Below are 26,109 nucleotides of genomic sequence, written 5' to 3'. Positions count from 1 at the left end.
TCCGTTAGTGAGCACACCGAGGGCAAACCATGCCATGCACTTCTACACCATGATGGACGGCACAATAGGTTTACGTCAAGGAATTATCACGGTTGCCTTCAGCGGAAGCAAGGCTTTTCCTTGTCTAGACAGGAAGCGGCAGCCAAATGCGGAAAAGTGCCCCGCCTTCGGGCAGATTATGCCCCTGCAAACTCCCGCCATGCACGTCCACCACGGCGCGCGCCATGTACAGGCCCAGGCCCGCGCCCGGATGCGTGGCATTAGTTCCACGGAAACCTTTTTCGAACAATTGCGCCAGTTCTTCTTCCCGCAAGCCGGGCCCCGCATCGCGCACGCACAGCGCCACGCCGCCCTCGGGCACCAGCCTGGCCGACAAGGTGATGGCGCTGCCCGGCGGGCTGAACTTGACGGCGTTGTCCAGCAGGATTTTCAGGCTCAGGGCCATGCCGGGCACGTCGCAGCGCAGCCTGGCCGGCAAGTCTTCGTCGAGTTCCAGCTGCACGCGGTGGCTGGCAGGCACGGTGGCGGCCGCCTGCTGCAGCAAGGCCAGCGGCGCGATGCCGTCGGCGGCCCGCTCGCGGCCGATGGCCGCCATGCGTTCGGGCGACAAATAGTCGTCGATCATGGACAACAAACGGTCGACGGCCGTCTGGATTTTCACGTAGCGCTTGCGCGTGGCCTCGTCCGCCCCGGTGGACGTCGAGACGAGGCGCTGGATGGCGCCGTCGATGGTGGCCAGCGGCGTGCGGAATTCATGCGACAGCATCGAGGCAAAGCGCTTCTGCTCCTTTTCCCGCTCGGCTTCCTGCGCCTGGGCGGCGCTGACGTCGCGCAAGGTACCCGCCAGGGTCACGCCCCGCCCTGCCGCCGCGGGCACGATGGTGGAATGGATTTCCAGGGCCAGCAGGTGGCCGTCGGCGTGCGGCAATTCCACTTCGCGCAACAGGGTCAAACGGCTGGCGTCACCGTCGCGCCAGCGCTGCAGCCGGGCCGGCACGTCCGCCGCCAGCTGCGCCGCATGCGCGCGCAAGGCCGGCAAGTCGTATCCCGTCAGGCGCTGCGCGGCGGGGCTGATATAGATCAATTCGAGGGTGGCGGCATCGAGCAGGAAGGCCGCGTCGCGGCCGTGTTCGGCCAGCAGACGGAATTGCGCTTCGCCCGCCCGCGCGCGCAGCAGGGCGCGACGCAACTGGACGAAGCGCAGCGCCATGAGGATGGCGCCGGCAAGCAGCAGAAGGAGAAAGGGCAGCATGCGTTATACCTGGCAAGAAAGAATCGCCAAGTATAAGCGTGCGGCAACGTTAATCTTCCAGCGGGGCGAAAATCTGCTGCAAGTCTTCCTGCGTGAGGGCCATCTTTTGCGATTCGCCTTCGGCCAGGATCGATTGCGCCAGTTCCGATTTCTTTTGCTGCAGCAGCTGGATTTTTTCTTCCAGCGTGCCCTTGGCGATCAATTTGTAGACGAACACGGGCTTGTCCTGGCCGATGCGCCAGGCGCGGTCCGTGGCCTGGTTTTCCGCCGCAGGATTCCACCACGGGTCGTAGTGGATGACCGTGTCGGCCGCCGTCAGGTTCAGGCCGACGCCGCCAGCTTTCAGGCTGATCAGGAAGATCGGCACGGCGCCCTGCTGGAAGGCCGCCACTTGCGCGCCCCGGTCCTTCGTTTCGCCCGTCAGCAAGGCGTACGGGATGTCGCGCGATTCCAGTTCTTCCTCGATCAATTCCAGCATGCTGGTAAATTGCGAGAAGACGAGAATCTTGCGCCCTTCGTCGAGCAAGTCTTCCACCATCTGCATCAGGTCGAGCAGCTTGGCCGAACCGGCCGATTGCTTCTTCGCCGGCAAGGATTTCACGAGGCGGGGGTCGCAGCACACTTGCCGCAGTTTCAGCAGCGCTTCGAGGATGACGATCTGGCTGCGCGCCACGCCCTTCTTGTCGATTTCTTCGCGTACTTTTTGATCCATCGCAAGACGCACGGTTTCATACAGGTCCCGCTGCGGCCCCGTCAATTCCACCTTGCGCACCATTTCCGTTTTCGGCGGCAATTCCTTGGCCACATTGTCCTTCGTGCGGCGCAGCAGGAAAGGCTTGATGCGGCGATTCAAGAGCATGCGGCGCAGCGGGTCATCCTGGCGCTCGATCGGATGGCGGAACTGCGTGTTGAACGTCTTCTCGTCGCCCAGCAAACCCGGCAGCAGGAAGTGGAATTGCGACCACAGCTCGCCCAGGTGATTTTCCAGCGGCGTGCCGGACAGGCACAGGCGGTGGCGCGCGCGCAGCAGGCCCGCGCTTTGCGCCGCCTTGCTGCGCGTATTCTTGATGTAGTGCGATTCGTCGAGGATGACCAGGTGGAAATCGTGCTCGCGCAAGGTTTCCTCATCGCGCGGCAACAGGGCGTAGGTGGTCAGCACCAGGTCGCATTGGTCGATCTGGTCGAACTGCTGGGCGCGGTCCTTGCCTTGCAGCAGCAATACCTTCAGACCAGGCGCGAACTTGGCCGCCTCGTCCTGCCAGTTGCCCATCAAACTCGTCGGTGCAATCACCAGCGCCGGATGCGTCAAACGGCCCGCCTCCTTTTCCACCAGGATATGCGCCAGGGTTTGCACGGTCTTGCCGAGGCCCATGTCATCGGCCAGGATGCCGGCCAAATCATGATCGCGCAGGAATTGCATCCACGCCAGGCCATCGGCCTGGTAATCGCGCAGGGTCGCCTGCAGGCCGGCTGGTGCCGCCACTTTTTGCACGGCGCCGAACTGGCTCAGCTTGCGGCCCATGGCGCGCAGCTGCTCGCCGCCCGTCCACTGCATGTCCAGGCCGCGCGCCAGCTCTTCCAGGCGCGCCGCGTCCAGGGTCGACATGCGCACCGCATGTTTGATCTTGTCGCTGAAATACAGTTCCCCCAGCGTGTTCAGGATGGGACGCACCCTGCCCCACGGCAGGGCCACGCGCGTGCCGTCCGACAAGGTCGCCAGCATCTGGTCATCGTCGGCATGCGCCTCGATGACTTTCGGGTTGAAATCGTTGGGCGCGTTGCGGATCAGCTGCACCAGCACGGGCAGCAGCGGCACGCGCTCGTGGTTGACGACGATGCCCAGTTCCAGCTCGAACCAGGCGTTGCCGCTGTCCGGGTCCTGGTCGTCGATTTCCGCGTACCAGTCGCCCACGTCGCTCACGTCGTAGCGGTACTTGGCCGTCTTTTCCACGATCCAGCCCTGCGCCAGCAAGGCATCGATGCCGGACTCGGCAAAACGCAGCCATTCCGCCTGGGAAGGCAGCTGCAAGGCGCCCTTCAAGCCGCTCAAGGGGGCGGAGCCCGGCTTCTTGAATTGCAGCTCGGCCAACGTCGCCAGCGCGCGCGCTTCATCGACCGTGTTTCTCTGGATAATTTCCGTCACATCGCCCACTTGCCGCACCACGCGCTGCGACGGGTCGAACGAGACTCTTTCGCCATCGTAGTCATAGGACAGCACGGCGAAGTCGCTCCAGCGCTGCGCGCCGCCATCGGCCAGCATGGCGCTATCGAGCAGCAAGACCGGTTGCGCCGGCACATCCTTGCGCAAGCGCTGCGGCAACGGTTGCGGCAGCGGCATCAAATGCTGCAAGCCCTGCGCCAGCAGCAGTTGCGACACGCGCACCTTGTCGTTCGCGTTCAGGGGCGGCGCCTGCGCCACCAGCGCCTGCAAGTCGGCCAGGGAAATGTCGGAGCCGCCCTGGTTCAGTTCCAGCACGCCGCACGACAGGTTGTCGATGTACCACGGCGGATCGGTGGGCAGCATGTAGTCGATCTGGTCGGCGCCATGGTGCTTCGCGCCTTCCGGCGGGTCCACTTGCCAGCCCAGGCGCATGGTCTTGCCTTCGTCGCGCCAGAACAGGCGCGCGGGACGCACGGGACCTTCCTTCAACGGATACACGAGGCCATTGCCGACGTCGGCCCAGGAATTGGCCCACAACAATTTATCCTGCTCGGCCAGCATTTTCAGCAGGGCCGCGCCCACCTTGCCCTTCGGCTCCGTGGCGCTGCCCGTCTGCGAATTCTGCCCGCTGCGCATGGCCACGAAGAAACGCACGAGGTCTTCGTCGGCTGGCGTCAGGAACGTGGGGGGCGCCGACAGCAGGGAAAAGATTTCGCTGATGGGAGAAGCCGCCGCCACGTCGCCATTCGGCCGCAGCCGCGCCTTGTACAGGCACAGGGCCACGTGGCGGCCACCGCTGGTGGGCGCCAGCACGTAGATCAATCGATGCTGGTTGAGTTTGGGGTCCGGTTCGGCAATGCTCAGCACGGCTTTCGGATGGGCGGCTGCCTCCACCCGCTGCAGCCAGGTGGCGACGGCATACGGCAAAGGCGCTCCCGGCGCGCTGGCCGGGGCAACTGGGGTTTCACTGGTTTCGTCGCGGGTAAAATCCATGGGGCGCATTTTTGTGTAAAGGTCGTATCCAAATCGGCAACAGGCAATATTATCCGCCATACAGCCGTTGCTGGCTTGATTCACACACGCTCTTTGAGCAGTTTTAATGCGCGATGCCTAAAAAATAAGTATTTAATACGACACTTGGGACCCGCAGACGGCAAAAAAGGCCCGTCACGGGCCTTTTTTGCCGCCGTTGACCCGCTTATCAGGCCGGCACAGTTTCTTCTTCTGCCACGTTGACGGCTTCGACGAGCGGAGCGGTGCTCGTATCGGCCGGCGTAAAGTTGCGCAAAAACAAGAAGAACTGGCCCATCATCTGCGTCCACAGTTGCAGATTGATATTCAGGTACTCGCGGCTGACGCCGCCGGCGACCAGCACATCCATTTCCAGCACGACGAAATCGCCATGCTGGGCCACGCGGGCAAAACGCTTGCTGCGGTGCCATTCGGCCAGCAAGCCGGCCGGCAAGTCGCCGCCCTGCACGCGCAGCGGGCAGCTCAGGGTCAGATCCGCATACTGGCCAGGCGATGCTTCATTGCCCCACAGCACCTGAAAGCCGATGCCATGGCTGGCGCTGTGCAGGCGCAGGACACCGTCGTGTTCGATGCTGGTGACGGCGCAGCCGGCCGCCTTGATGGCCTCGGCCGTTTGTTCCGCATTCAGGGTGGTCAGCAAGCTATTCGTGTTTTCCATCGTCATTCCATTCATTTCGAAAAGTAAAATTATTGGGGGGCCGGCGCGGGGGCGGCCGGCGTTGCTGCCGCTTCGGTTTGACGCGCATCAAAGCGCCCCTGGTACAGCTGGTCGCCGTACTGCTGGGCAATCTGTTCGAGTTTCACCCGGCTTTGCGCGGCGAACGGCTGGCGTGCCTTCATGACGTCCAGCACGTCGAGCCCTTCATACGCTTGCAGGATTTCCTGCCCGGCCGCATACAGCTGGGCATTCTTGCTTTCGCAGCGCGCCAGGGCGCCCCGCTGCGACGCCACTTCGCCGTCGAGGCGCGCGCGCTCCGCTTCCAGCTGCTTGCCCGTGGCGGCCAGCTGTTCGCTGGCCTGGCGGTACTGCGCCAGGCTGGCGCTTGCCTCTTGCGCGGCGGCGGCGCTGCGCTGTTGCTGCTCGCCCAGTTTTTCCCGTTGCGCGCGCTCCTGCGCCAGTTGCGACTGGCTGCGCGCCAGTTCCTTTTTCAAGCCATCGCTGGCAGGCGCGGCGACGGGCGCCGCCTTGGCGGCAGGCACGCCCTTGGCTTTCAGCAATTCCAGCTCGCCGCGCGTCTGCTGCAGTTGCGCCGTGACATTGCGCAACTCGGCGCGCAGGCGCTCTTCCATGCTCTGGCCCTTCTGTCCCTGCGCCTGGGCCGTGCCGGCGGCCAGCAAGCTCAGCAACAGTAGCGGCACGCGCATTTTGTTGGATATCAACATCATGGCTCCTTAAAAACGCGCGTTCAATTCGATTTGCAGGGTGTCGATCGACAGTGCCGAACCGAACACTTCGCGGCTCGACGTCCAGCGGCCGTTCAGCCAGGTATTCTTGTCGAGCGCATACGCGCCGCCCAGGTAGTAGCCGCGCGCATTCGTGCCGCCCAGGTGGAAGGTGGAATCGTTGTAAGCGTCAGGCAAGGCATCCGGTTCGATGCGCTTGTAGCCCAGCAAAACGTTCCAGTCGCCGCGCGCCGCCGGATTCGCCTTGCCCAGGGTTGCCTGCAGCATGTAGGCATTGCCGCCGCTCCGGAAATCGGCTTGCGACACGCCGCCCGTGCCGCCGAAGTTGTTCATGATGCCGCCCTTGGCGCGCGCCCACATTTCGCTCTTGTCGTAGGCCATGTTGCGCACATAATCGCCTTCGATGCGCAAGTCCGTGCCGCCGGCCACCTTGCTATCCCAGCGCGCATTCAGGTTGGCCAGGCGGAATTTCGACGCCAGGCCCACGAATTGCGGCTGCGGCGTGTTCGCCGGGTCCAGCGGATTCAGGGCGATATTGCGCAACAGCATCAAACTGTTGCCCTTTTGCATGCTCGACGGACGCGACCAGTCCGTGTTGCAGCCATCGGCGCCCGCATACAGCGCACACGGCTGCGAATACTCGCCGCTGATGTTGCGGAAGTTGTAGTAGGCCAGCGCGCCGCGCAATTGGTGGTCGCTGTTGATCTTCCACGACGCGCCCACTTGCGCGCCCAGCAGCCATTTGTTTTCGCTGGACATCTTTGCCTGGCTGCGGCTAGGCGCATTGTCGGACGAATACTCGAGCGGAATCAGGCCCAGGGTACCGAACACGGTGACGTCCTTGCTGTCGCCCACCGGTTGCTGCACCTTGGCGGCGATGCCGTCGAAATTGAGTTCGCTGGAAAACAATTCATCACTGGAAACAAACGGATTGTCGAAGCGGCCCGCCGTCAGTTTCAGCCAGGAAGCGGGCTGATAGGACAGCCAGGCCTGGTCCAGCCAGATGTTTTTCTTGCCCAGGCCGCCGCCCAGGGTTTGCGTGGTGGACACGGGGCTGTCGTCGTTGCCGCTGGCCAGGCGGATGCCGGCCTGCGTGCTGTCGGAAATGTCGGCCAGGATGCCCAGGCGGGCGCGCGCGCGCAGCAAGTGCTTGCGGTCTTCGCGCGTGTTCAGCAGGGCCGGCAAGGCCAGGTTGGTGTTCGAATTGACGTCGTAGCCGCTGCCGCTGTTGAGCGAGCGCCAGTCGATCTCGATATTGCTGTTGGCCATGTCGTAATAGCGCGATTCGTAGCGCGCACGCACGTCGCCTTCCACGCGGATGCGCTTGGTCCAGGCCGGCGTTTCATTCGGCGCCGCCCAGCCGCCCGCCTTCGCCTCGGCCATGACCTGGCCCTTGATTTCGTCGCGGATCTGCTCGCGCACGGTTTGCGAAATGTACGGCACGCGCACGTCGCCCGGCTGTACCTGCGCCAGGGCCGCCGGCGCTGCCGCCGGACGCGCTTGCGCGGCGGCCAGCGCTTCGCTTTGCGCCTGCGCCAGCAGCGCTTCGCCGGCATCCTTGTTGAGGGCGCCGCTCTGGATCAGGCCGCGGATCAGTTTGACCATGGTGCTGTCGGCCGGTGCTTGCGCTTGCACGGCGCCTGCTGCCACGCTCAGGGCCAGGGCAGCGAGCGCCAGCGGAAGGCGGCGCAGGCGCTGTGGGGAAGAAAATAAGGAATTCATTGTTTCTCTCGAAAAAAATTAATATGAATTGGGGGCGCTATGGCCGGCGGCCTTTGATGGAAACGCGGGCCGGGAAACGCAGGGACGCCGGCGGCCGCTCGTCGGCGCGGAAGTCGCGCACCATGGCCAGCACTTGCTCGTCCGTCTGCGCATTGCCCGTGCCTTGCACCAGCTGCACTTTCGTCGTCTTGCCTTCCGTATCGAGCCACAGGTCGACGCGGATGTCGGCAAACGCCAGCTGGCGCGTGCGCGGATCGCGGGCAAAGGCCAGCTGCAGCGCGTTGGCGACATAGCGGCCATACGATCCCGCGCCGAGTCCGCCGCCACCGCCGCCGCCCGTCATGCCGCCGCCGCGTCCGGCCTGGATGCCGAAGGCGTCGCTGCCGGCCTGCGCCGCGCCATCGATGGTGACTGGGTCGCCCTTGTCCGGCGACGGGCTTTCCGGCGCGTCATCCATGGGCTTGTCGGCCGGCGTCGGTTCCGGCTCCGACACTTCCGGCACCACCTTGTCGGGCGTCGGTTCCGGCAGTTTTTCCGGTTCCGGCGGCGGTGGCGGCGGAGGGGGCAGCATCAGCATCGGCGGGGCCGCCACTTCGCGCTTGGTCGCGACCGTGTCCGACAGCAAATACCAGACCAGCGCGGCCAGCGCACCGGCCAGCAGCGCGCCGCCGGCCACGCCGCCCCAGCGGCGCCACCACTGCGCCGCGCCCGACGGTTCCGAGGCGGCCATCTTCATCATGTCGTCACGCTTCACCTTGCGCTCCTCATGCCGGCTTGCCGGTCACCAGGCCCACCTGGTTCAGGTCTATGCGGCGCAGCAAGTCCAGCACTTCGACCACTTTCGCGTATTGCACTGCGGCATCGCCGCGCACGATCACGGGGAAGTCGGGCGTCAGGGCCTTTTCCGTGCGCAAGCGCTCTTCCAGCTCGGGCAAGGTGACGGGATAGGCGTCGAGGAAGACCTGGCCCGCGTTGTCGATGGTGATGGCCTTGGTCTTCGGTTTTTCCAGCGCCATGGCCGAACTGGCCTTGGGCAGGTCGACCTTGATGCCGGGAATGCTGGCATTGCTGGTCAGGATGAAGATCACCAGCACCACCAGCAGCACGTCGACGAAGGGCGTGATGTTGATGCCGCCGCTACGCTTGCGGGGGGTAAACTTGGCGGAGGTGGCCATGGTTATGCGCCCCTCACGCCTGTTGCAGCACGGGACGCATCTGGCGTCCGTCGCCCTGCTCTTCAGCCAGACGCGTGGCGAATTCGTCGACGAAGACGGCCATATCGGCGACGATGGCGTCAGAACGCGACGACAGCCAGTTGTAGCCGAACAGGGCGGGAATCGCCACGCCCAGGCCCGCAGCCGTACACAGCAGCGCTGCCGCCATGCCTGGCGCCACCGAGTTGATGTCCACGGCGCCGGCCATGGCCGCCACGACGAACACCAGCATGATGCCGATCACGGTGCCGAACAGACCGACGTACGGCGCGCCTTCGATAGTGGTCGAGAGCCAGATCATGCGTTTCGACATGCGCTCGCTTTCGCGCACCATCACGCCATCCATGGCGGCGCGGATGGCGCCGATCGTCGCGTTGGACACGGCGTTCAGGTCGTAGCCGCGGTCGTGGCGGCGGCGCATCTCGTCGATGGCCACGTCATACAGGCGCCACAGCGAGGAATCCGTCTTCACGGAAGTGCTCAGCTTGCCGTTGCGCGCCAGGTGGTCCAGCGGCGCGCCGGCCGCTTCGTGGAACGACTGCATGAATTGCGCATTCGCGCGCGAGATGGCGCCATAGCTGCGGCCCTTGCCGATCATGATGATCCACGACAAGACCATCATCAGGCCCAGCACGCCGACGACGATCCACGCGTCGAGCGGCATGGCGGCGATGATGAAGCCGAAATGGCTCTTGCCGGCCTGCTGTTCGTCGGCGCCAAACACGGCCAGGCGCGATTCGGAACCTTGCGAGACGGCGTCGGCCAGCAGCAGGGCGTCGGGACGGGCCGTGCGCGACAGGCGCAGCTCGTCGATGGCACCCGTGAAGTTGTTCAGGGTGGCGGTGCCGGAAGCGACCGGCGCCGCATCGGCGCCGACCGACGCGGCGCTGGTGAAGGCTGGCAGCGCGGTGGCCAGCGACACGGCCGGACGGCCGCCCACGTACAGGGCCACGTTGGCTTTATCGGCTTTCACAGCCAGGTGCGACCATTGCGCGGCCTGGATCGGTTGGCCGGGCTTGCTGCGCTGGCCATTCACCTGCACGAAAGGCACGCCCTGGTCGATGCCGATCAGCAATTCGTTGGCGCCGTCGCGGCGCGCATACAGCACTTGCTGCGGGCCCAGGTTGTCGGGACGCACCCAGGCGGAAAAGGTGAAGGGCGCGCCGGCGGCCAGCGCCAGCGAAGGCGAGGCAGGCAGCATCAGCGGTGCCGTACCCAGGCGGGCGCCGGCGCCGATGACGGAACCGTCCAGCGCCGGCACGGCTGTCTGGGCATGGTTGCCGTAGGCGGTGCTGTCGCGCGAAGGCACGCCAGGCTCGGTGAAGTGGTACACGAGGCTGTAATCGGGGTCGAAGGTGCGCTGGCCGTTGCCGGAAGCGGGCGCCTTCGAATTGCCGTAGTACATCCACAGCTGCTGCGGCGTGCCGGCCGTCAGGGCCGGTACATCGACCCAGATCAGGGCGATGCCCAGGAGCGGGTTGAACTGTTCGATCTGGTGGTTCAGCACCGTCTTGTCGTCGCCCGCCACGAAGCGCAGGTCGGCGCCGTTGTCGCTGACGCCTTCGAAGTTGAAGTTACCAGAATGCAAGCGCAGCAGCACGGGAATGCGGCCGGGATCGCCGCCCACGGCGCCCGCCTTCGGGCCGGCGTCGACGGTGACGGGTTTGCGGTAAGCCCAGTCGGGCTGCCACCAGGCATGCGCCAGGCCGGGAACGAGCGTGCCCAGGATCGTGAGCAAGAAAAGAAAACGTTGCATGACAGTGATTCTCCGAAGAAAAGTCTAAAAAAGTGCAGTGCTGGTGAGCTGGCCCGTCAGTAGCTGGCCGACAGGTTGAAATTGATGCGGCGCACGTGTTTGTGCGTGCGCGGGCCATCGCGCAGCGGGTAAGCGAAATCGATGCGGCCATTCAGGTAGCGCAGGAACTGGAAGCTGCTGCCCACGCCCACGGAGGCCAGGCCGAACAGGTCTTTCTGCTCGATCATCGGATCGCGCAGACGCAGGCGCGCGCCATCGGCAAAGGCAAACAGGCGCCAGTTTTCCAGGTGGCTGAAATACGTCAGCTGGGGCGTGCGCCATTCGACGGTGCCGGAAACGCCATAGTCGCCCGTCGCTTCGGCCGACAGGTAGCCGCGCACGGAATTGGCGCCGCCGGCGGCCATCTGCTCGCCCGACACGAGCGCCGCGTCAGCCAGCTGGCCCGACATGCGCCCGTGCAGCTGCGCGCCGCTGCCCAGGGTGTAAGTGGCGTTGGCGTCGCCCTTCAGCACGAGGAAGCTGGGCGAGGCCTTGTAGCGCTTGTTGTCGTAGGCGGCGCTGTTGCTGCCATAGCCGAACGCGGCGCGCGTGCCGGCCACCAGCGACAGGCCCAGGCCGTACGTCGCCGCATCCGTCTGCGCAAAGCCGTTATACGACACGCTCAGGGGCACGTACTTGAGCGGAATATTGCTGCCCGTGCCATTGAGCTTCAAGGCTTCCTGGTTATCCTTGAAATCGATGCCGGCAGAAAAGCTGTGCCACCAGATGCCGCTGTTGGGCACCGTGTAGTTGACTTTCATGCCCAGCGCGTGGCCCTTGCCCAGCACGCTGGTGCCGCCCGTGCTGGCGACGTTGCTGTTCGACTGGTAGCCGGTCGCTTCCACGCTCCAGCCCTGCGTGCCGATCGGCGCCACGTACGAGGCGGACCACACCTTGGTCTGGTTCAGGTCGCCCGGCGTGCCGAAAAAGCTGATGGTGGCGCTATGCCCCATCTGCCACAGGTTGTCGTGACCGACCGACATGCTGCTGCGCAGCTTCTTGGTATCGGCGCTGTAATCGTTGTTCAAGCCGACGCTGGCGCGCCACGGGCTGCTGTCCTCGACCTTCAAGTCCACGTCCATGGTGCCGGGCAGGCTGCCCTGCTTGACCAGCGGCATCACCTGGCGCTTGGGACCGCGGTTCAGGGCCGTCAGCTCCACTTGCGCCTGCGTAAAGTCGGGCACCTTGCCTTCCGTCAAGGCCGGCACTTGCTGGCGCACGTCGAGCGGCGAGTTGTATTGCGCGCCGACGACGCGCAAGCGTCCCACCTTCGTTTCGCTCACCTGCAGCACCACCACGCCCTGCTCCACCTGCTGCTCCGGCAAGTCCACGTAGACGGACTGGTAGCCGCGGGCTTGATATGCCGCAACGAGGGCGTCGCGCGCCCCTTCCACGTCCTTCAGGGTGCGGCCCGGCCCCAGGAAGGGCGTCACCGCCTCTTCGATGGCACGCGCATCGAGCACGGTATTGCCGCGCACCAGGTATTCCTCGATCGTCACCTGCCGTTCCGGCGCGGCCACAGGAGCGGCCGCCGGGACCGCGTCCTGCGCGCGCGCCATGCCGGGCAGCGCCAGCATGGCCAGGCACAGCATCGTCAAGGCGGTTGCAGGCGCCGCTGGCGGCACGCCCCTGCCCTTGGTTGTCATTTCACGCATCTTCCATTCACCTTAAAATCAAACGGTTGCCCTGTGTTGCGGCGCTGGGCCGGCGTATTTTTGTTGCTAATGCTGATCTACTGATGCCTAGACAGCCGCCGCGCGCGGCGACTGCCGAATGTCATCAAATGTTCATAAAACTCCGCTCAAGGCTGCAAACCGCGCCGCTCGTTCGGCGTGAGCGCCTGCAGCTGCGGCGCCGTCAACGGCCCCGCCCCCAGCACCTGCACCACACCGGCCGGCTGGTAGCTGGACGCCTGCGGTTCGCCGCCCGTGTGCTTGCCAACACCGGCTTCGTCCGCCTGCTCGTTGCCAAAGCCCAGCACCTTCACCGTGAACAGCGACGGCTGCGCCTGGCGCGTGGCAGCCCGTTCGCGCTGCAGCACGTCCTGCGCCGCGGTGACGGCTTGCGTGGCGGCCGCGCTGGCATTGCTGAGCGCCCCCACGTTCACCGAGGCGATCACGGGCATGCCCGTGGCCTTGCCCTGCACCTGGATGTTTTCCGCGTTGACCACCTGCAAGGCCGCCAGGTTGACGTTACCCGAGACGCGGATGCCCGCCTCGCCCGCGTCGATGGTGCCCAGCGGGGCGATCAGGTCGATGTCGCCGGGCGGCACCTCCGGGATCGGGTTCAGGGTGGCGATGCCGGCGCCCGTCGTCGGCGTGCTCGGCGACAGGCTGACGAGGCCGATGCTGTCGTAGGTGCGGCGCTGCGGCGTGTAGACGACGGTGGACTTGGTGCCGCGGCCCGCATTGATGTCGCCCGTGGCCGACCAGGCCAGGATGTTGCCGCCGAATGTGGTGAAGATGCGGCTCTGGCCCAGCAGGATGCTGTCTTTCGCATACATCTGGATCTCGCCCGCCCCCTGCGTCAGCACGCCCGAGCCTTCGCCCGGCGCATAGCCGCCGTCGACGCCGATCAGCGCGCGCCCGCCCGGCACCGCGATGCCGATATCGCCGCCGAAATCCGTGTGGATGCCGGCATCGTTGACGATCACGTGCGGCACGTTGACGGTCGGACGCCCCGCCTCGGCCCACTCCTGCGGACTCAGGTAGCGCACGCCCGCGACGGGCCGCTTGGTATAGATGCCTGCGTAGTCGTTGACCGTGTACAGAGCGCTGCTGAACATCGTCAGGTCGCCCTTGTACTCGATCTTCTTGCCCGCCTTGTCCTGCGTCGGGAAGAGGGTGGCGATGGCTTCGCGGCCGCGCAGGTAGCTGCCGCGGCGCACGCCGTCCGGATCGTTGTACTCGCGCCCGGCCGCCTTCAGTTCGGCAAAGTAGACATTGCTCAGGTACACCTGCTGCTGTTCCTTCGGCAAGGCGGCAAAGAAGCTGCGCGCATCGGTGGCCGGGTCGTAACGGATACCCAGGCCGCTGTCGCCGCCAAAGCGCGTCGTCAGCCAGTTCACCAGGTGCAGCTGGCTGACCTGCGCGTATTCGCGCGCCAGGTCGCGCCGCACGCCGCCCGTTTGCGAGCCGGCCTTTTCCAGTTCCGCCTGCTTCGTGCCGAGGAAGGCGGCAGCGCCTGCCTCGTCGCCTTTGTAGCCGAACTGGCCGCGCAGCCAGTCGGCCAGGGTCAGCTTGCCGCCGTAGACGTACACGGCGCTGCCGGCCTGGTCGGCCAGCGGACGGCCCGGGTCGGCCAGCTTGGCCGGGTCCAGGTAGCGCGCCGCGAAGGCCGCGTAATCGGGGCCGTTGCGGCCCACGCCGGCGGCCACGCTGATGCCGGCGCCATTGCCGCGCTCGCCGGGACCGGTGCTGACGATGGAACCGAGGCTGCGCAGCTCGCCCTTGTCGGCCATGTACAGGTCGCGTCCGGCGCTCACATTGAGCTGGCCCGGTCCCGCCACATAGAAGGTGCTGTAGCGGATATCGCGCCCGGCGCTGACGACGGAAACGTCATCGGCGTGGCGGTGCACGAACAGGTTGCCGCGCGCCGACGAGCTGCCGGTGACGACCGGCTTGTCCGGAAAATCGGGCCGGCCGGCAAAGGCCTGGCTGGTCCATCCGGCCGCGCCGTCCGGCACGCCCTCGACGCTGCCGAGCGGCGTGCCCGAGTTGACGATATCGCGTCCGGCGCGCACGGCCACGGCGCCGCCGCCCTCGTACCACAGCCCCAGGGCGCCGCTGACGCCCTTCAGGTTGCCCCGATACACGATGCCGCCCGTGCGCAGGCCGACGATGTCGCCACTGCTGGCATAGAAACGCGCGGGCAGCTGGCCTGCCGGCACATAGTCGGACACCGTCGGCGGCGTCATGCTGAACAGCGGATACAGTTGTTGCCCGGCATCGCTGGCACCGTTCGGGGTCGAGCCGAACCATTTCAGCGCACCGGGCGCCAGCGCATCGGCGCTGACGTTATGCAGCGGCAGCAGGCCGAACCAGACCTTGTCCAGGGCGCCGACGAAGCCCGGATTGAACGGATTCGGCAGCAGGCGCGGGTCGGCGCCCGATGGCGTGATCGGATAACCGGCCGCATGGATGGAGTCGGCGGCCAGCATTTCCAGCTGGCCCGTGCCCGTCCTGACAAATTGCGGCGCCACCGGCGACGGCGCCAGGATCACGCCGTTTTGCGGCATGTCCACCTTGCCGCCATCACCACCCAGCCTGCCCAGGCTGGCATTGCCGTAGTACAAGCTGCCGCTGGCGGCCACGGCGCGCAGCACGGACGGCATGACGAAGCGCCCGTCCGTCGGCGCGTGGTTGTCGCCGATCGTCGAATTGATCCAGGACGAGGTGGGCGTCAAGTTGCCGCCCGCGCTGAACAGGTCGATGGCCGTGGCCGGCGTCCACAGCGAGAACCAGCTCCAGCCTTCGCCGGTGCGCGCCACGCCCTGGTAGTTGAACGGCGAACCGTTGCCCAGCTGCTTCACGCGGCCCGCATCGGCCGTGCCGCCCAGCACCAGGTCTCCGCGCGCATCGATGCGCACGCCGCTGTCGCCCGGCACCAGGATAGGCCCGCCGCTGGCGATGGACGTGCCCGCCGTGTAGGTTTCGTACGGCCGCGATTCCGTCGGATCGGCGCGGTCGAAACGCAGTTCGACGCCGCCCACGGCGCCCGCCTCCATGCGCAGCGCGCCACGCAGGTTGGTGAAGGTACTGTTGAGCGTGGGATACTGGCGCTCGAAGCGCGTATCGACATTCGCGAAGTCTCCGTTGCGGTCGAAACTGCGCACCGCGGCGACCGGATTGAGGCCGCCGCCGATGCGGATGTCGAGGTCGCCCCCGCCCGTCAGCAGCAGCTTGCCGTCCGGCGTCACCCTGCCCGTGCTGCCCACGGCCACGTTCAGGCCCTGGCTGCGCGGCGCGAATTCGCCGGCCGGGTCGGCACGCGAGGTCAGCATGCCGGCGTCGCCGCCCGCCTGCAGCAGCACATTGCCGCCGCCCAGGGTGCCGATGCCCGTAAAGCCCGACAGCACCGGCAAACCGGCAAACAGGTCGGGACCTTCCGGGCGCGCGACGTAGGTGCCGAAATTGATCCACCACGCCGTCGGCACGCCCGCGCCCGTGCTGCCGCTACCCTGGCGCCACAGCCAGCTGCCGATATCGCTGGTATCCTGCTGCGCGTTGAGGAAGCCGATGGCATCCTCGCGGCGTTGCGTGGAGGTGCCCAGGGTATCGCCCTTGACGTCGCCCTGGGCGCGCAGCAGCAGATTGCCACCGTGCTCGGGATACCAGGCGCGGTACAGGCTCTCGCTGCCGCCATCGACAAATGCTGTAAAGTCCTTGCCCAGTGCACCGAGCAGCTGGCCCTTGGCGTTCAGGCCGCGCGGCAAGTTGAACAGATCCTTGCCATCGACCAGCGGCGAGGCCGACTGCGTGCCCGCCGTGTAAACGCCATACAGCGAACGCATGTCGAAGTCGCCCGCGGCCAGCAAGTCGAGGTCGCCCGTGCCCGTGCGCAGCACACTGAACAGGGGCTGGCGCGCCGGTTCCACATTGGTCACATATTCGGGCGGCGTGCCGTCCGCCACCTTGATCACATAATGGGCATAGTACTCCAGCATGAACTCTTCGCTGCCAAACCACGTCTCGATATCAACCTCGCCTTCCGGCATGCCCTCGCTGATGGCTTGTTCACTGAAGATATATTTGCCCGGCAAACCCGTACCCGGCTTGACCGACGTCTTTTCCCCCATGCCGTAATGCGTATCGGCCAGCATCAGATGGGCGTCCTTCGCATGCGGCCGCAGCGCGCGCGTATCGGCCGCGGCCGTATCGGCGCCGCCCACCAGGCGCAGCGACCACGCTTGCGAACCCTGGGCCAGCATGGGCGCCAGCGCCAGGTTGCGGCCCTGGCTGCCGCTGCCATCCTCGCTGCGCAGCGCCACCATGGTCGCGTCGCCAGGCAGCTTGACCAGCGTGCCGGCTGGCAGCACGCTGCCCTTGTCCAGCGCCAGCGCGGAGGCCAGCACCACGCCATTGATGGCATTGACGCTATCGCCCGTGTCGCGCGGTTGGCCTTCCGGGAAGGGCAAGGCCACATTCGCCGGCCACACCATGGCCGCCACCTTGGCCGCGCCAGGCAGGCGCAGGCCGGCATCGAGCTGCATGCCGCTCGATAAGGTCAGCGCCTTGGGCAAGACGGTGCCGGCCGCGTACAGCACGCTGCCGTCGGCATTGCGCACGGCACCGCCCAGCACGCTGCCTGCTGGCAAGTTCAACTCCGCCGTCAAGGTGGCGCGCGCCGCCAGCAAGGTGCCGCTGCGCAACTCCATGGCTTTCATCGGGACGGCAAAATTGACGCTCGTGCCCGATTTGAAATACGTGTCCTCGGCCAGGGTCACCAGGCCCGCTTGCGGCACGACGACCTCGCCGCCCCACGGCAGCCGGCCCTTCACCAGCTGCCAGCCCTTGTTATCCACCGTGACGGGCAGCTTGCTGGTATCGAAACCATCGGTGATGCTGCCAAAGACGCTGAGCTTGCCACCGGCGCGCAGCACCAGCGCACCGGCCTCGCCCGAGCCGTACACGCCGCTCAGGCGCGCCAGCGGATTGACGCCGTCATAGCGGTGGCCGGACAGGTCGATGTCGCCATCGATATGCAGGTCGCCGCCCGGCGTGGCGCTGACGATCTCGACGCCGGGACGCAGGTGGAAGGCGTTCGCATCGCCGCGCAAGCCGCGCAATTTGTTGTTCATCAAGTTGCCGTTCGCCAGCGCATTGACCATGAAGGCCTGGCTGTCCCCGTGCTTCTCGTCCAGGTAAGCCTGGTTGATGCTCTGGTAGCTGCGGCCATCCGCATCCTTGCCCTTGCCGGCCGGGGCATCCTTGTATTGCCAGAAGGCGTTGACGTTGACGGTGCGCACGCCGGCGATGTTCAGCGCGCCGGCCGCGTCGATGTCGATATCGTTGCCCGTGGCGCCACCGAGGCGGCGCGCATTCAGGTCGATGCTGCCGTAGTTGCCGCCGCCTTTGCCTGCCTCGCCGCTGCGCAGGTCGAAGCGCGCGCCGTTTTCCAGGGTCAGGCGGCCGCCAGGCGACGCCAGTTCGATCACGGCGCGGTTCGGCGCCTCGATCACCTGGCCATAGCTGTCCGTGCGCAGCACCGTGCCGTGCGCGTCGAGCACGGCACCGGACTGGATGGTGACGCCGTCGCGGCCGGCCAGGCGGATGCTGCCCACCTGTTCGCCGCTGGCGTCGATGCGGCCATGCACCGTCAGGCTGCCGCCGTCGACGGAGACGCTCACTTCGCGCGCCTTGAGCTCGTCGCCGATGGTCAAATTGCCCTGCTTGAGCTGGAAGCTGCGGCTGCCGAATACCTTGCCCGTGTTCAAACGCTGGTTCAGGCCGGCGAAGTCGCCGATCCGCTGGGCGCGGATGTCCGCACCGCCGGCCGCGTAGCCTACCTGGGTGCCGCCCGCGTCATAGCTGCCGCTGGCGCCGCCCAGCAAGGTGCCGCGCAAATCGACGCTGCCGGCAGCGTCACCGGTGGCTGTCGCGCTGAGCTTGCCGGCGCGGTTGTTCACGGCCGACACGTCGATCACGGAGGCGGCCGCCTGGCGCACATCGCCTTCGCGGCTGTCGAGGATCACGTCGCCGCCCCAGCTGTATTTGCTGGTGTCGTAGAAATCGATCTTGCGCCCCGCCAGGTCCAGCTTGGCCTTGTCGCCCAGCAGCACATCGCGCTCGGCCGACAGGGTCAATTTTCCGCTTGGTAAGACCACCGACGTATCCACGCTGACATTGTTGCCGCTCAGCGCCACTTCGGCGCCCAGGGCGCCGGCCAGCGCCGCATTCGTCGGCGAGGCGGCGGCCGCGCCTGCCGGTGCACTCACCTTCAGGTCGCCGCCCGCCGTGATGCGGTTGACGGAGCCGGCCGCGCCCGTCAGCAGCGGCGTGTTGATCAGCAAATCGCCGCCGCTGTAGCGGTAGCCATTGGTGGCCGTATCCCACGCGCTTTGCGACTGGTAGACGGACAGGCTGCCCTTGTTGTTGGCCGTCAGCTGTTCGCTGGCGTTCAGCGCCACCTGGCCGAAGCCCAGCACCAGGCGGTCCAGCTTGTGGATGGTGTCGGGACGGCTGTCCGGCGTGAAGCCGAACTCGATGCGCTTGGCATCGACCTGCAGGCGGCCGCTGCCCGTGCCGGGGCCATTCGCAACCACGGCGCCGGGCGCGTTCGTCGCGCCCTGCCACACGAGGGTGTCCGTGTGGATGCGCGCCAGCGCGTCCGCGCCGCCATAGCCGTAGATGGCGGGCGTATTGAGCACCAGGCGCGACAGCGACGACTTGCCCGTGGCCGCATCGATGGTCGACAGCTGCGACGAATCATAGAAGTTGAAGGAGTTGCGCGCTGTCAAGCCCAGGCTTTCCAGCGCCGGTGCGCCCGTGCTGGTGTCGCCGCGCAGCAGGCGGTCGAGCACGCCCTGGTTCAGCGCCAGGCCGTCCGGCAGGGCGCCGCGGGCGCTGGCGTCCGCTAGGGACGCCTCGCTGCCGACATTGATCGCCCCCATCGCCAGCACCAGGTTGCGCGTGCCGTAGCGCACGTTGTCGCGCAGGGTAAACGCGCGCTCCGTCACGGCGGCGATGGTGCCCTCGGAATACAGCGAGGTGCCGCCGCCACAGGCGCCGTCCGCCTTCTTGCAGGCGCCGATGTCGATGATGCCGGGGCCATACGATTCGGACGACGGCGCTGCGGCCGGCAGCATGTCCAGCCAGCCGTTCGAAACGGCCAGCACGCTGCCCATGGGCAGGTACACATAGCCGTCGCGCGAGTCCCAGGCCGCCTTGCCGCGGCCCAGCGTATTGATACCGGAACCCTGCTCGAGGATGATGCCGTCGTCTTTTCTCGCCGTCACCAGGAACACTTCGGCCGCCTTCAGCACGGCGCCGTCGCGCAGCACGATGCCGCCCGCCGATTCGTTGATGGCGGCGATATTGGCGCGCTGGTTGCTGCCCGTGCCAAATTCGCTGTAGGTCACGCGCGGCAAGCCGCCGATGCCCACGCGCTGGGCGCCGAAGGCATTGATCTGCGACGCGTGCACGGAGACGCCATTGAAATCGGCCAGCGGCGCCGTGCCGTCGGCCAGCACTTCGTAGCGGGTCGATGCATGGTTGCCCGTGCCCAGCAGCAGGGAGCCGCCGAAGCCGCCCTCGGCCGGCGCGTACAGGGTGCTGCCATCCATCATCAATGGCGTATGGTTGTTCTCGACGCTGTGCAGGGATGGAGCGATCAGTTGCAGCCGCACGCCCTTGGCGTCGCGTTCGAGCATGGCGCGCGGCACGCCGTCGCGCGTGGCCTGCGCCACGGCAAAGGCGGCATAGCCCGTTTCATTGTATTGCGAATAGCTGCGCAGCACGTCGGCCGGCGTCAGGATGGCTTGCTGCGCCACCACGTCGCGGAACGCCGTGCCCGCCACGCCCGTCTGCGCCGCGGTGGCAAACGAGCCATTGCGCATGGCGATCGTGCCGCCTGTCTCGACGGCGCCGGCCAGGCCATTCAATTCCACGCGGAATGCACCGGGCAGCAGGGCAAAAGTCGATGGCAGCAAGGTGTAGGTGCCGGCCGCCAGGCCGGGCACGCCCGCGCCGATGGTGATCTGGCGTCCCACGGCGGGCTTGCCCGCGCCCTGCTCGGCCGTCAAAGGCGCCACGTCCGGCTGTACGCCGGGAATGATGGCGTACACGGGGTTGGTATTCAGGCCGGGCAGGGTGAAGCCGCCGTTCGGCTTCATCTGCACCAGCGGATTGAGGCGCGCGTCGGTGGAGCCGCCGCGTCCGGCCAGGAAGGCCGCGCCCGTCAAGGTGCCGCCGCCCGACAGGTCGAGCACGGCGCCGGCCTGCACGTCGACGGCGGCGCCCGTCAAGGCGATCTCGGGACCGTTGCCCACGCCCTTGAACACGACGTCGTTGCCGTCATACAGGTAGCTGAGGCCATCGAGCGTACCGCCGTACGGCATCGTCAAGCCTTTCGCGCTGACGGACGTCAGGCTGCCCGGCAACAGGTTGACATGGCCCGTGTAGGCTTCATAGCCTTCGGCGCCCAGATTGATCTGGCCCAGCGGCGCGCGCAGCACACCATGCTGGTTGATGGTGGGGGCAACCAGGCTCAGGCTGCCAAACACGGAGAACGGCTGGTTCGGCGTGGCGCTGCCGGCGCTGCGCCCGATATCGAGCGTGCGCAGCGGATCGAGCGTGACGCGGATAATGCCGTATTCGTCGATGGCGCTCTTCTGGCCCACCGTGACCATGCCGCTGTCGCCCGTGGCCGGGTAGATTTGCGCGGCCACCAAGGTGGCATTGCCCGGCTGGTACAGGGCGGCGCTGTTCGACAGGCGCATGTCGCCGCGGCTGTTGAGGGTCAGCTGCTCGAAGGCATCGCGTTCGACCACCAGGTCTGCGCCGCTGCTCTGCGCGATGGTGCCGCGCGTACCCATGTTGACCTCGCCCGCGATATCGAGCATGCCCGCATCGATCTGCAGCAAGGAATCCTCGGCCACCAGCGGCACGCCCAGCATGCCGCGTCCCCTGCCCAGGTTTTTCGAGCCTTTTACGGCATTGGGCACGATGTAATCGTCCTTCTGCGCGCGCACGGCCGTGCCCAGGCGCACGTACGGCGCCGCCAGGCGCACCTGGCTGGCAAGGCTGGCCGCCTTGTCCTGGCCATCGGGCAAAGGCTGCTGCGCCAGCCCCAGCGAGGTGGCGCTCAGGCGCAGGCTCTGGCCCAGCGACAGGTTGACGTCGCCGTCAAAACTGAGCATGCCATTCACATGCAGGGCAAGGTTGTCGAAGCCGCCCGCCTGCACGCGGTCGACGCCCAGGCGCGCGCTGCCATAGCGCAGCGCCGCATCCTGCTGGCCGGCGCGCAAGTCGACGGGCAAGGCACTTTCGCCCTGCGCCTGCGCCAGCAGCATTTCGCGCGGCACGCGCACCGCGTTGTCCACGTTGCCGCCTTGCAAGTTGTAGCGGTCGACCTTGCCATAATTGGGCGTGTCCAGCGCCAGCGCCAGGGTGCCGCCGGCCGCACCGGCGCCACCGGCCGCGGCGCGCAGGGTGCCGTCGGCAAAGATGCCATTGTACGAACTGAGCGAAATCAAGCCGCCATTGCCGGCCACGTTGACGGCGCCCTGGTTCGGCAAGTCCAGTGCGGCTTGCGCGCCGCTGGCGTCGAGCAGGGCGCCCGGACGCACGACGACAAAGGCATCGGCTGCGTCGACGCTGGCAGCGTCAGCCTTGTAGCGGGCGCCGATTTCGATGCTGCCGCCCTGGTCCGCACGGCCATAGCGACCGCCGCGCATGTCGGTGGCGACCGTGGCGCGGCCGGCCACGTCCAGCACGGCCTTGTCGCCGATCCAGATCGACGTCGCTTGTCCCTTGCCGTTCGGCAAGTCCACATCATTGCCCGTGCCAAACGTGCCTGGCAGGATGGCGATCTTGCCGCCCCAGGCGTCGAGCCGCCCATCGACGGTGATCTGGTCATTGCCCGTCAGGCTGATCTGGCGGCCCGGATCAACCTTGATGACGGCGCCCTGGGCCACCGCCAGGGCGCCCTTCACGTGCGGACTGCCGGCCGTCAGCGACAGGTTGGCGCCGGCGCGCTGCGTCAGGCGGGCCTTGCGCGCATCTTCCTGGTACAGCTCCGGCGTCCACAGTTCCAGCGCGGCGCCAGGATCGGTGCCGCCCGCCACCGTATGGCCCGTGGCGGGATTGAAATGCAGCACGGGCATGGTGACGTCGATATGCGCATCCTTGACCACCGCGACGCCATCGCGGCCCGTGATGGCGTAGTCGGCAAAACCGCTCCGGAACAGGCTCGCGTCCAGCGCCAGCAGCGGCTTGACCGCCGCGTCGCGCCCCAGCACCATGCCGGCCGGCAGCACCAGACCAGGCGGCGCGCGCAATTCTTCGGTGGCGATGCTGCCCGCCGCGTACTTCGTCGTCACCGGTACGATAGGCAAGCCCTGCGGAAAGGCCGCCGCCGACACCACGAAGCCGGCATTCAGGCCATTGATGACCGTCAGCACGCTGCCGGCTGGCACGATGGAACCCTCCCATACATACGTCGCGTTGTTGATGACGACGTGCGCGCCAGGCGGCAACAGCAGGTCGGCCCCCAGCACCAGCGGTTTTTGCACCGACACATCCACCACCACGGGTTTGCTCAAGGCCTGGCCCGGCTTGATCACGCTGGTGGTCAAGGTGAAAGCCAGGGGAATCGTCTCGCCCTTGGCGATCAGCAATTCATCGGCCAGGCGCAGGGCCAACGGCGAGCTGCTGCCGCCTGGCAACACATCGCCTTCGAGCAGCTGGCCGCCGATGCTGACGGCCGCGCCGCTGTCGATCACCAGGCGTCCGCCGCCTTTCACGCCATAGCCGCGCAATTCGCCATCGAGCTTGAGCATGGCGCCCGTCGGCGCCTTCTCCGTCGGCAGATCGACCGCCAGGGTGATGTCGCCGCCGCGCCCGCCCTGCAGGCTGCCATTGCCCATCAGGGCCGCGCCGGACGAGACGTCGATGACGCTGCCGCCCGTCAGGTCGATGCCGCCCGAGCTTTTCAGGCTGACCTTGCCGCCATTGATATACGGCAAACCGGCGCCGGCGCCGGGATCGAGTTCCAGGTTGCTCCACAGGCCGCGCGCATCGAGGCGCACGCCGGGCGCCACGCGCACGCCGGCCGTGCCCGTGGGACGGTTGTCCGGCACGAGCTTGCCATCGGCCCATACCGCGCCCGCATTCGCCAGGTAGCGCGAGACGATGTCGCCGGCGGCGATGCTGCCGCCGCGCGCGCTCACGTTCGCTTTCAGCGCCACGTCGGTGGCGTGCAGGGCGATGTCGCCGCCATCGGCCACACGCACGTCGGCATTGACGTCGAGCTTGTCGTAGGCATAGATATTCAGCACGCCCAATTCCAGCCCGTTGAGCCAGTCGGCGTCGAGCTGCAAGGTCTGGCTGCGCGCGGCCGGCAAGGCGGCGTCCAGCAGCTGGCCATCGGCGATGCCGGCCACCTTGCCGATTTGCACCTTGTCCAGCACGGCTTGCGGGCTGTCGCGCATCTGGCCCGTCTTGGTATCGAAGACGGGTGTCATTTTGCCGACGATCAGTTGGCCGGCGCGCGCCGCCGCCGTCTGCGCCTGCTTGTAGCCATCCACGCCGTCATCGCGCTTGCGCTGCTGGCGCTCGCCCTGGAACACGGACGTGTCGATATCGCCTTCCAGCACGGCCGCGCCCGTGGAAACGATCAGGCGGCCCGCATCGCGGCCCACCGTATAGCCGTTTTCCAGGCGTTCGCGCGGGCCGATCAGGGCATTCGCATAGGTTTCCGTCGTATTCGCGCCCCAGCGCGCATGCGTGCTTTCATAGCCGCGGTACAGACCCGTGTACAGATTGTCGCCCGGCGCCGTGCTGAGCTTGTACATCGCGCCATCGGCGCCCTTCAGCCACGTCTGCTTGACCATGCCCGTCTGCACGTCCAGCGAGCCGCCGGCGATATTGATGCGCGAACCGGCCTGCGTCACCACTTCGCCGCCGCCAAAGCCGACGGTGCCGCCCTGGGCCGCCCATTCACCGATGCCGTGGCCGCTGGTGTTCAGGTAGCCGCTCACTTCCAGCAAGCCGCCGGCCGTGTACCAGCGGTCCGTGGCATAGCCATTCGTGCCGGCCGGCACCAGCACCAGGTCGCGGCGGTCGACCCACACATCGCTGTTGTTCAGGTATTTGGCGTCGCGGCTGCCGGGCGCGTCGCGCTGCTCGTTGCCCTGCACGTTGATCAGCACATTGTTGCTGCTCATGTCGACCTTCACGCCGACGGCGCCGGAGACGTCGATGGCGGCGTCGCGCGCCACGTGGCTGCGGCGGGCCGCGTCGACCAGCACCTGGCCGCCCGTGGCGAGGGTCAGCGAATCGCCTTCGAACTCCACGTTGCCGGCCGAAACGATGCGCACCAGCGACTGGTCGCGCCGGTCCAGCGGCGTGTCCGTTCCCTTGCCCGTGTCTTTCAGCAGGGTGTCGCGCTGCACATCGAGCGCCGTGGCGCCGTTATCGTCGATAACAATGGCGCTGACGCTGCCGCGGCCCATGGTGACCTTGGCGTCGTCGCCCGCCGCCGCCAGGTGGATGGCGCCGCGTCCGTTGACGGAGGTGCTCGACAGCAGCACGCCGTCTTGGCGCAGCGTGTTGCCGCTCAGCGTGATGTCGCCGCCGGCCGACTGGATCAAGCCGCTGTTGACGACGGCGCCGGCGTCGCTGCCGGCCGCGCGCAGCATCCCGACTTCATTGCCGCGCGTGCTCGAATACTGGTTCTTGTCCGTGCCCTGGCCCGGGCGCACGACGATGGCGTCGCCGGCGGCCAGCGTGGTCTGGCCGTTCGGCGTGGTGATGGCGCCCGCATTGTCGACGCCGCGGCCGGCCAGCAGCACATAGCCGCCGCCTTCCGTCACCGTCTGCGGCTTGCGCGTGTCGATGCGCGCGCCGGCGGCGACGACGACATCGGCCTCGGCCTTGCCATGCTTGAAGGTATTCTGGTCCAGCAACAAGTCATTCGCAAAGGTCGGCACGGCGCCCGTGCCCTGCGCCTTGCCGTACAGGCCGCTCTTGAACTGGCTGTCGCTCATGCCCATGGCGGCGGCCGCCAGATTGCGCGTATCGACCTGGCTGCTGCCCGTAAACACGATGCCGTTGCGGTTGACGATCATCACCGTGCCATCGGCCTTGATCTGGCCCTGGATCTGGCTGGGGCGCGCCAGCGGATCATTGACCCGGTTCAATACGGACCAGTTCGATTTCTGGTCGAACTGCAAGGTGGTGTTCTTACCGACGTTAAAACTTTCCCAGTTCAGTATCGCCTTGTCGTCCGTCTGCACGACCTTCACGACGGTCTTGCCGTCGGCCTGGCTCTGCACCGGTCCCTGGGCATTGAGCCAGCCGGCCGTCAGGCTGTTGCTGTCGACCTGCAAGCCGCCCTTGACCAGGCCATCGGGAGCGCCGCCCGCCGCCAGCGCCGCCTGGCGCGCGGCTGCCTGCACCGCCTGCTCGGCGGCGATGCCGCGCGCGGCCAGCAACAGGTTATTCAGTGATTGCTGCAGCTTGCCTTCCGCCTTCTGCTGCTGCAGCAAAGGATTGTTCAGCGAGGTGGCTGGCTGGCCATTCGGCAAGCGTCCCGTGCTGGCGGCCGTGCCCTGCTGCGCACCCTTGCCGGCAAACCAGGCGCCGCTGAACGGCTGCTGCGCCTGCGCGCCGCCCGCCTGCAGCAGCACGGCGATGGCCAGCGCCAGCGGTTTCAGGCGCACGGGGCGCCCGGTCCGGTTGCCCGCCATGGCGGAGGAGGATGCGTGTTTCGTGACCGACTTGCTTCGCTGCATGGCGACATTCCCTTTTCATGTTCCGTTGCTGACCGATATCGCGAGGCGGCGCGCGGCACGCACGGGGGCGGGCGG

10 protein-coding genes are annotated in these 26,109 nt (G+C 66.9%); all 10 read right to left on the bottom strand.

Going from position 1 to position 26,109, the window contains the following annotated elements; genetic code table 11:
- Positions 1-124 precede the first annotated feature (124 nt).
- The 10 genes from O3300_RS27445 to O3300_RS27400 all read right to left on the bottom strand — a co-directional run bounded on the left by O3300_RS27445 (position 125) and on the right by O3300_RS27400 (position 26,034).
- Positions 125-1,252 carry a HAMP domain-containing sensor histidine kinase gene (locus tag O3300_RS27445; protein ID WP_305054670.1) on the bottom strand — a complete coding sequence of 376 codons (1,128 nt, stop codon included), beginning with the start codon at positions 1,250-1,252 and terminating at the stop codon, positions 125-127.
- Between the two features lie 49 nt (positions 1,253-1,301).
- Positions 1,302-4,406, bottom strand: coding sequence for a DEAD/DEAH box helicase (locus O3300_RS27440; RefSeq protein ID WP_251351534.1), 3,105 nt, complete (start codon positions 4,404-4,406; stop codon positions 1,302-1,304).
- Between the two features lie 208 nt (positions 4,407-4,614).
- Positions 4,615-5,103 carry a YbjN domain-containing protein gene (locus tag O3300_RS27435; protein ID WP_305054669.1) on the bottom strand — a complete coding sequence of 163 codons (489 nt, stop codon included), beginning with the start codon at positions 5,101-5,103 and terminating at the stop codon, positions 4,615-4,617.
- Positions 5,104-5,132: 29 nt separating this feature from the next.
- Complete coding sequence (locus O3300_RS27430; RefSeq protein ID WP_305054668.1) at positions 5,133-5,831, bottom strand: hypothetical protein; 699 nt, start codon at positions 5,829-5,831, stop codon at positions 5,133-5,135.
- Positions 5,832-5,837: 6 nt separating this feature from the next.
- The gene (locus O3300_RS27425; protein ID WP_305054667.1) at positions 5,838-7,571 is read right to left on the bottom strand and encodes a putative porin; all 1,734 of its coding nucleotides are present in this window, start codon (positions 7,569-7,571) and stop codon (positions 5,838-5,840) included.
- A 37-nt stretch (positions 7,572-7,608) separates the two neighbouring features.
- Positions 7,609-8,325 carry an energy transducer TonB gene (locus O3300_RS27420; protein ID WP_305054666.1) on the bottom strand — a complete coding sequence of 239 codons (717 nt, stop codon included), beginning with the start codon at positions 8,323-8,325 and terminating at the stop codon, positions 7,609-7,611.
- 10 nt (positions 8,326-8,335) lie between these two features.
- A complete protein-coding gene (locus tag O3300_RS27415; RefSeq protein ID WP_034753784.1) occupies positions 8,336-8,746 on the bottom strand; it encodes a biopolymer transporter ExbD in 411 nt (136 codons plus the stop codon).
- A gap of 13 nt (positions 8,747-8,759) precedes the next feature.
- Entirely contained in the window at positions 8,760-10,541 is a 1,782-nt protein-coding gene (locus O3300_RS27410) for a DUF2341 domain-containing protein (RefSeq protein ID WP_305054665.1), read from the bottom strand.
- A 56-nt stretch (positions 10,542-10,597) separates the two neighbouring features.
- The gene (locus tag O3300_RS27405) at positions 10,598-12,235 is read right to left on the bottom strand and encodes a ShlB/FhaC/HecB family hemolysin secretion/activation protein (protein ID WP_305054664.1); all 1,638 of its coding nucleotides are present in this window, start codon (positions 12,233-12,235) and stop codon (positions 10,598-10,600) included.
- 146 nt (positions 12,236-12,381) lie between these two features.
- Positions 12,382-26,034 (bottom strand): filamentous haemagglutinin family protein, encoded by a 13,653-nt coding sequence (locus O3300_RS27400; protein ID WP_305054663.1) that lies wholly within the window; start codon positions 26,032-26,034, stop codon positions 12,382-12,384.
- Positions 26,035-26,109: the final 75 nt, after the last annotated feature.

Source organism: Janthinobacterium sp. SUN206 (genome assembly GCF_030587305.1).
Taxonomy (GTDB): domain Bacteria; phylum Pseudomonadota; class Gammaproteobacteria; order Burkholderiales; family Burkholderiaceae_D; genus Janthinobacterium; species Janthinobacterium kumbetense.
This window is presented reverse-complemented; position numbering and strand designations above follow the sequence as displayed.

Excerpts from the sequence above, each read along its gene's own strand:
- O3300_RS27445 (WP_305054670.1), bottom strand. The coding sequence starts at position 1,252 with ATGCTGCCCTTTCTCCTTCTGCTGCTTGCCGGCGCCATCCTCATGGCG.
- O3300_RS27440 (WP_251351534.1), bottom strand. The coding sequence starts at position 4,406 with ATGGATTTTACCCGCGACGAAACCAGTGAAACCCCAGTTGCCCCGGCC.
- O3300_RS27435 (WP_305054669.1), bottom strand. The coding sequence starts at position 5,103 with ATGGAAAACACGAATAGCTTGCTGACCACCCTGAATGCGGAACAAACG.
- O3300_RS27430 (WP_305054668.1), bottom strand. The coding sequence starts at position 5,831 with ATGATGTTGATATCCAACAAAATGCGCGTGCCGCTACTGTTGCTGAGC.
- O3300_RS27425 (WP_305054667.1), bottom strand. The coding sequence starts at position 7,571 with ATGAATTCCTTATTTTCTTCCCCACAGCGCCTGCGCCGCCTTCCGCTG.
- O3300_RS27415 (WP_034753784.1), bottom strand. The coding sequence starts at position 8,746 with ATGGCCACCTCCGCCAAGTTTACCCCCCGCAAGCGTAGCGGCGGCATC.
- O3300_RS27410 (WP_305054665.1), bottom strand. The coding sequence starts at position 10,541 with ATGCAACGTTTTCTTTTCTTGCTCACGATCCTGGGCACGCTCGTTCCC.
- O3300_RS27405 (WP_305054664.1), bottom strand. The coding sequence starts at position 12,235 with ATGCGTGAAATGACAACCAAGGGCAGGGGCGTGCCGCCAGCGGCGCCT.
- O3300_RS27400 (WP_305054663.1), bottom strand. The coding sequence starts at position 26,034 with ATGCAGCGAAGCAAGTCGGTCACGAAACACGCATCCTCCTCCGCCATG.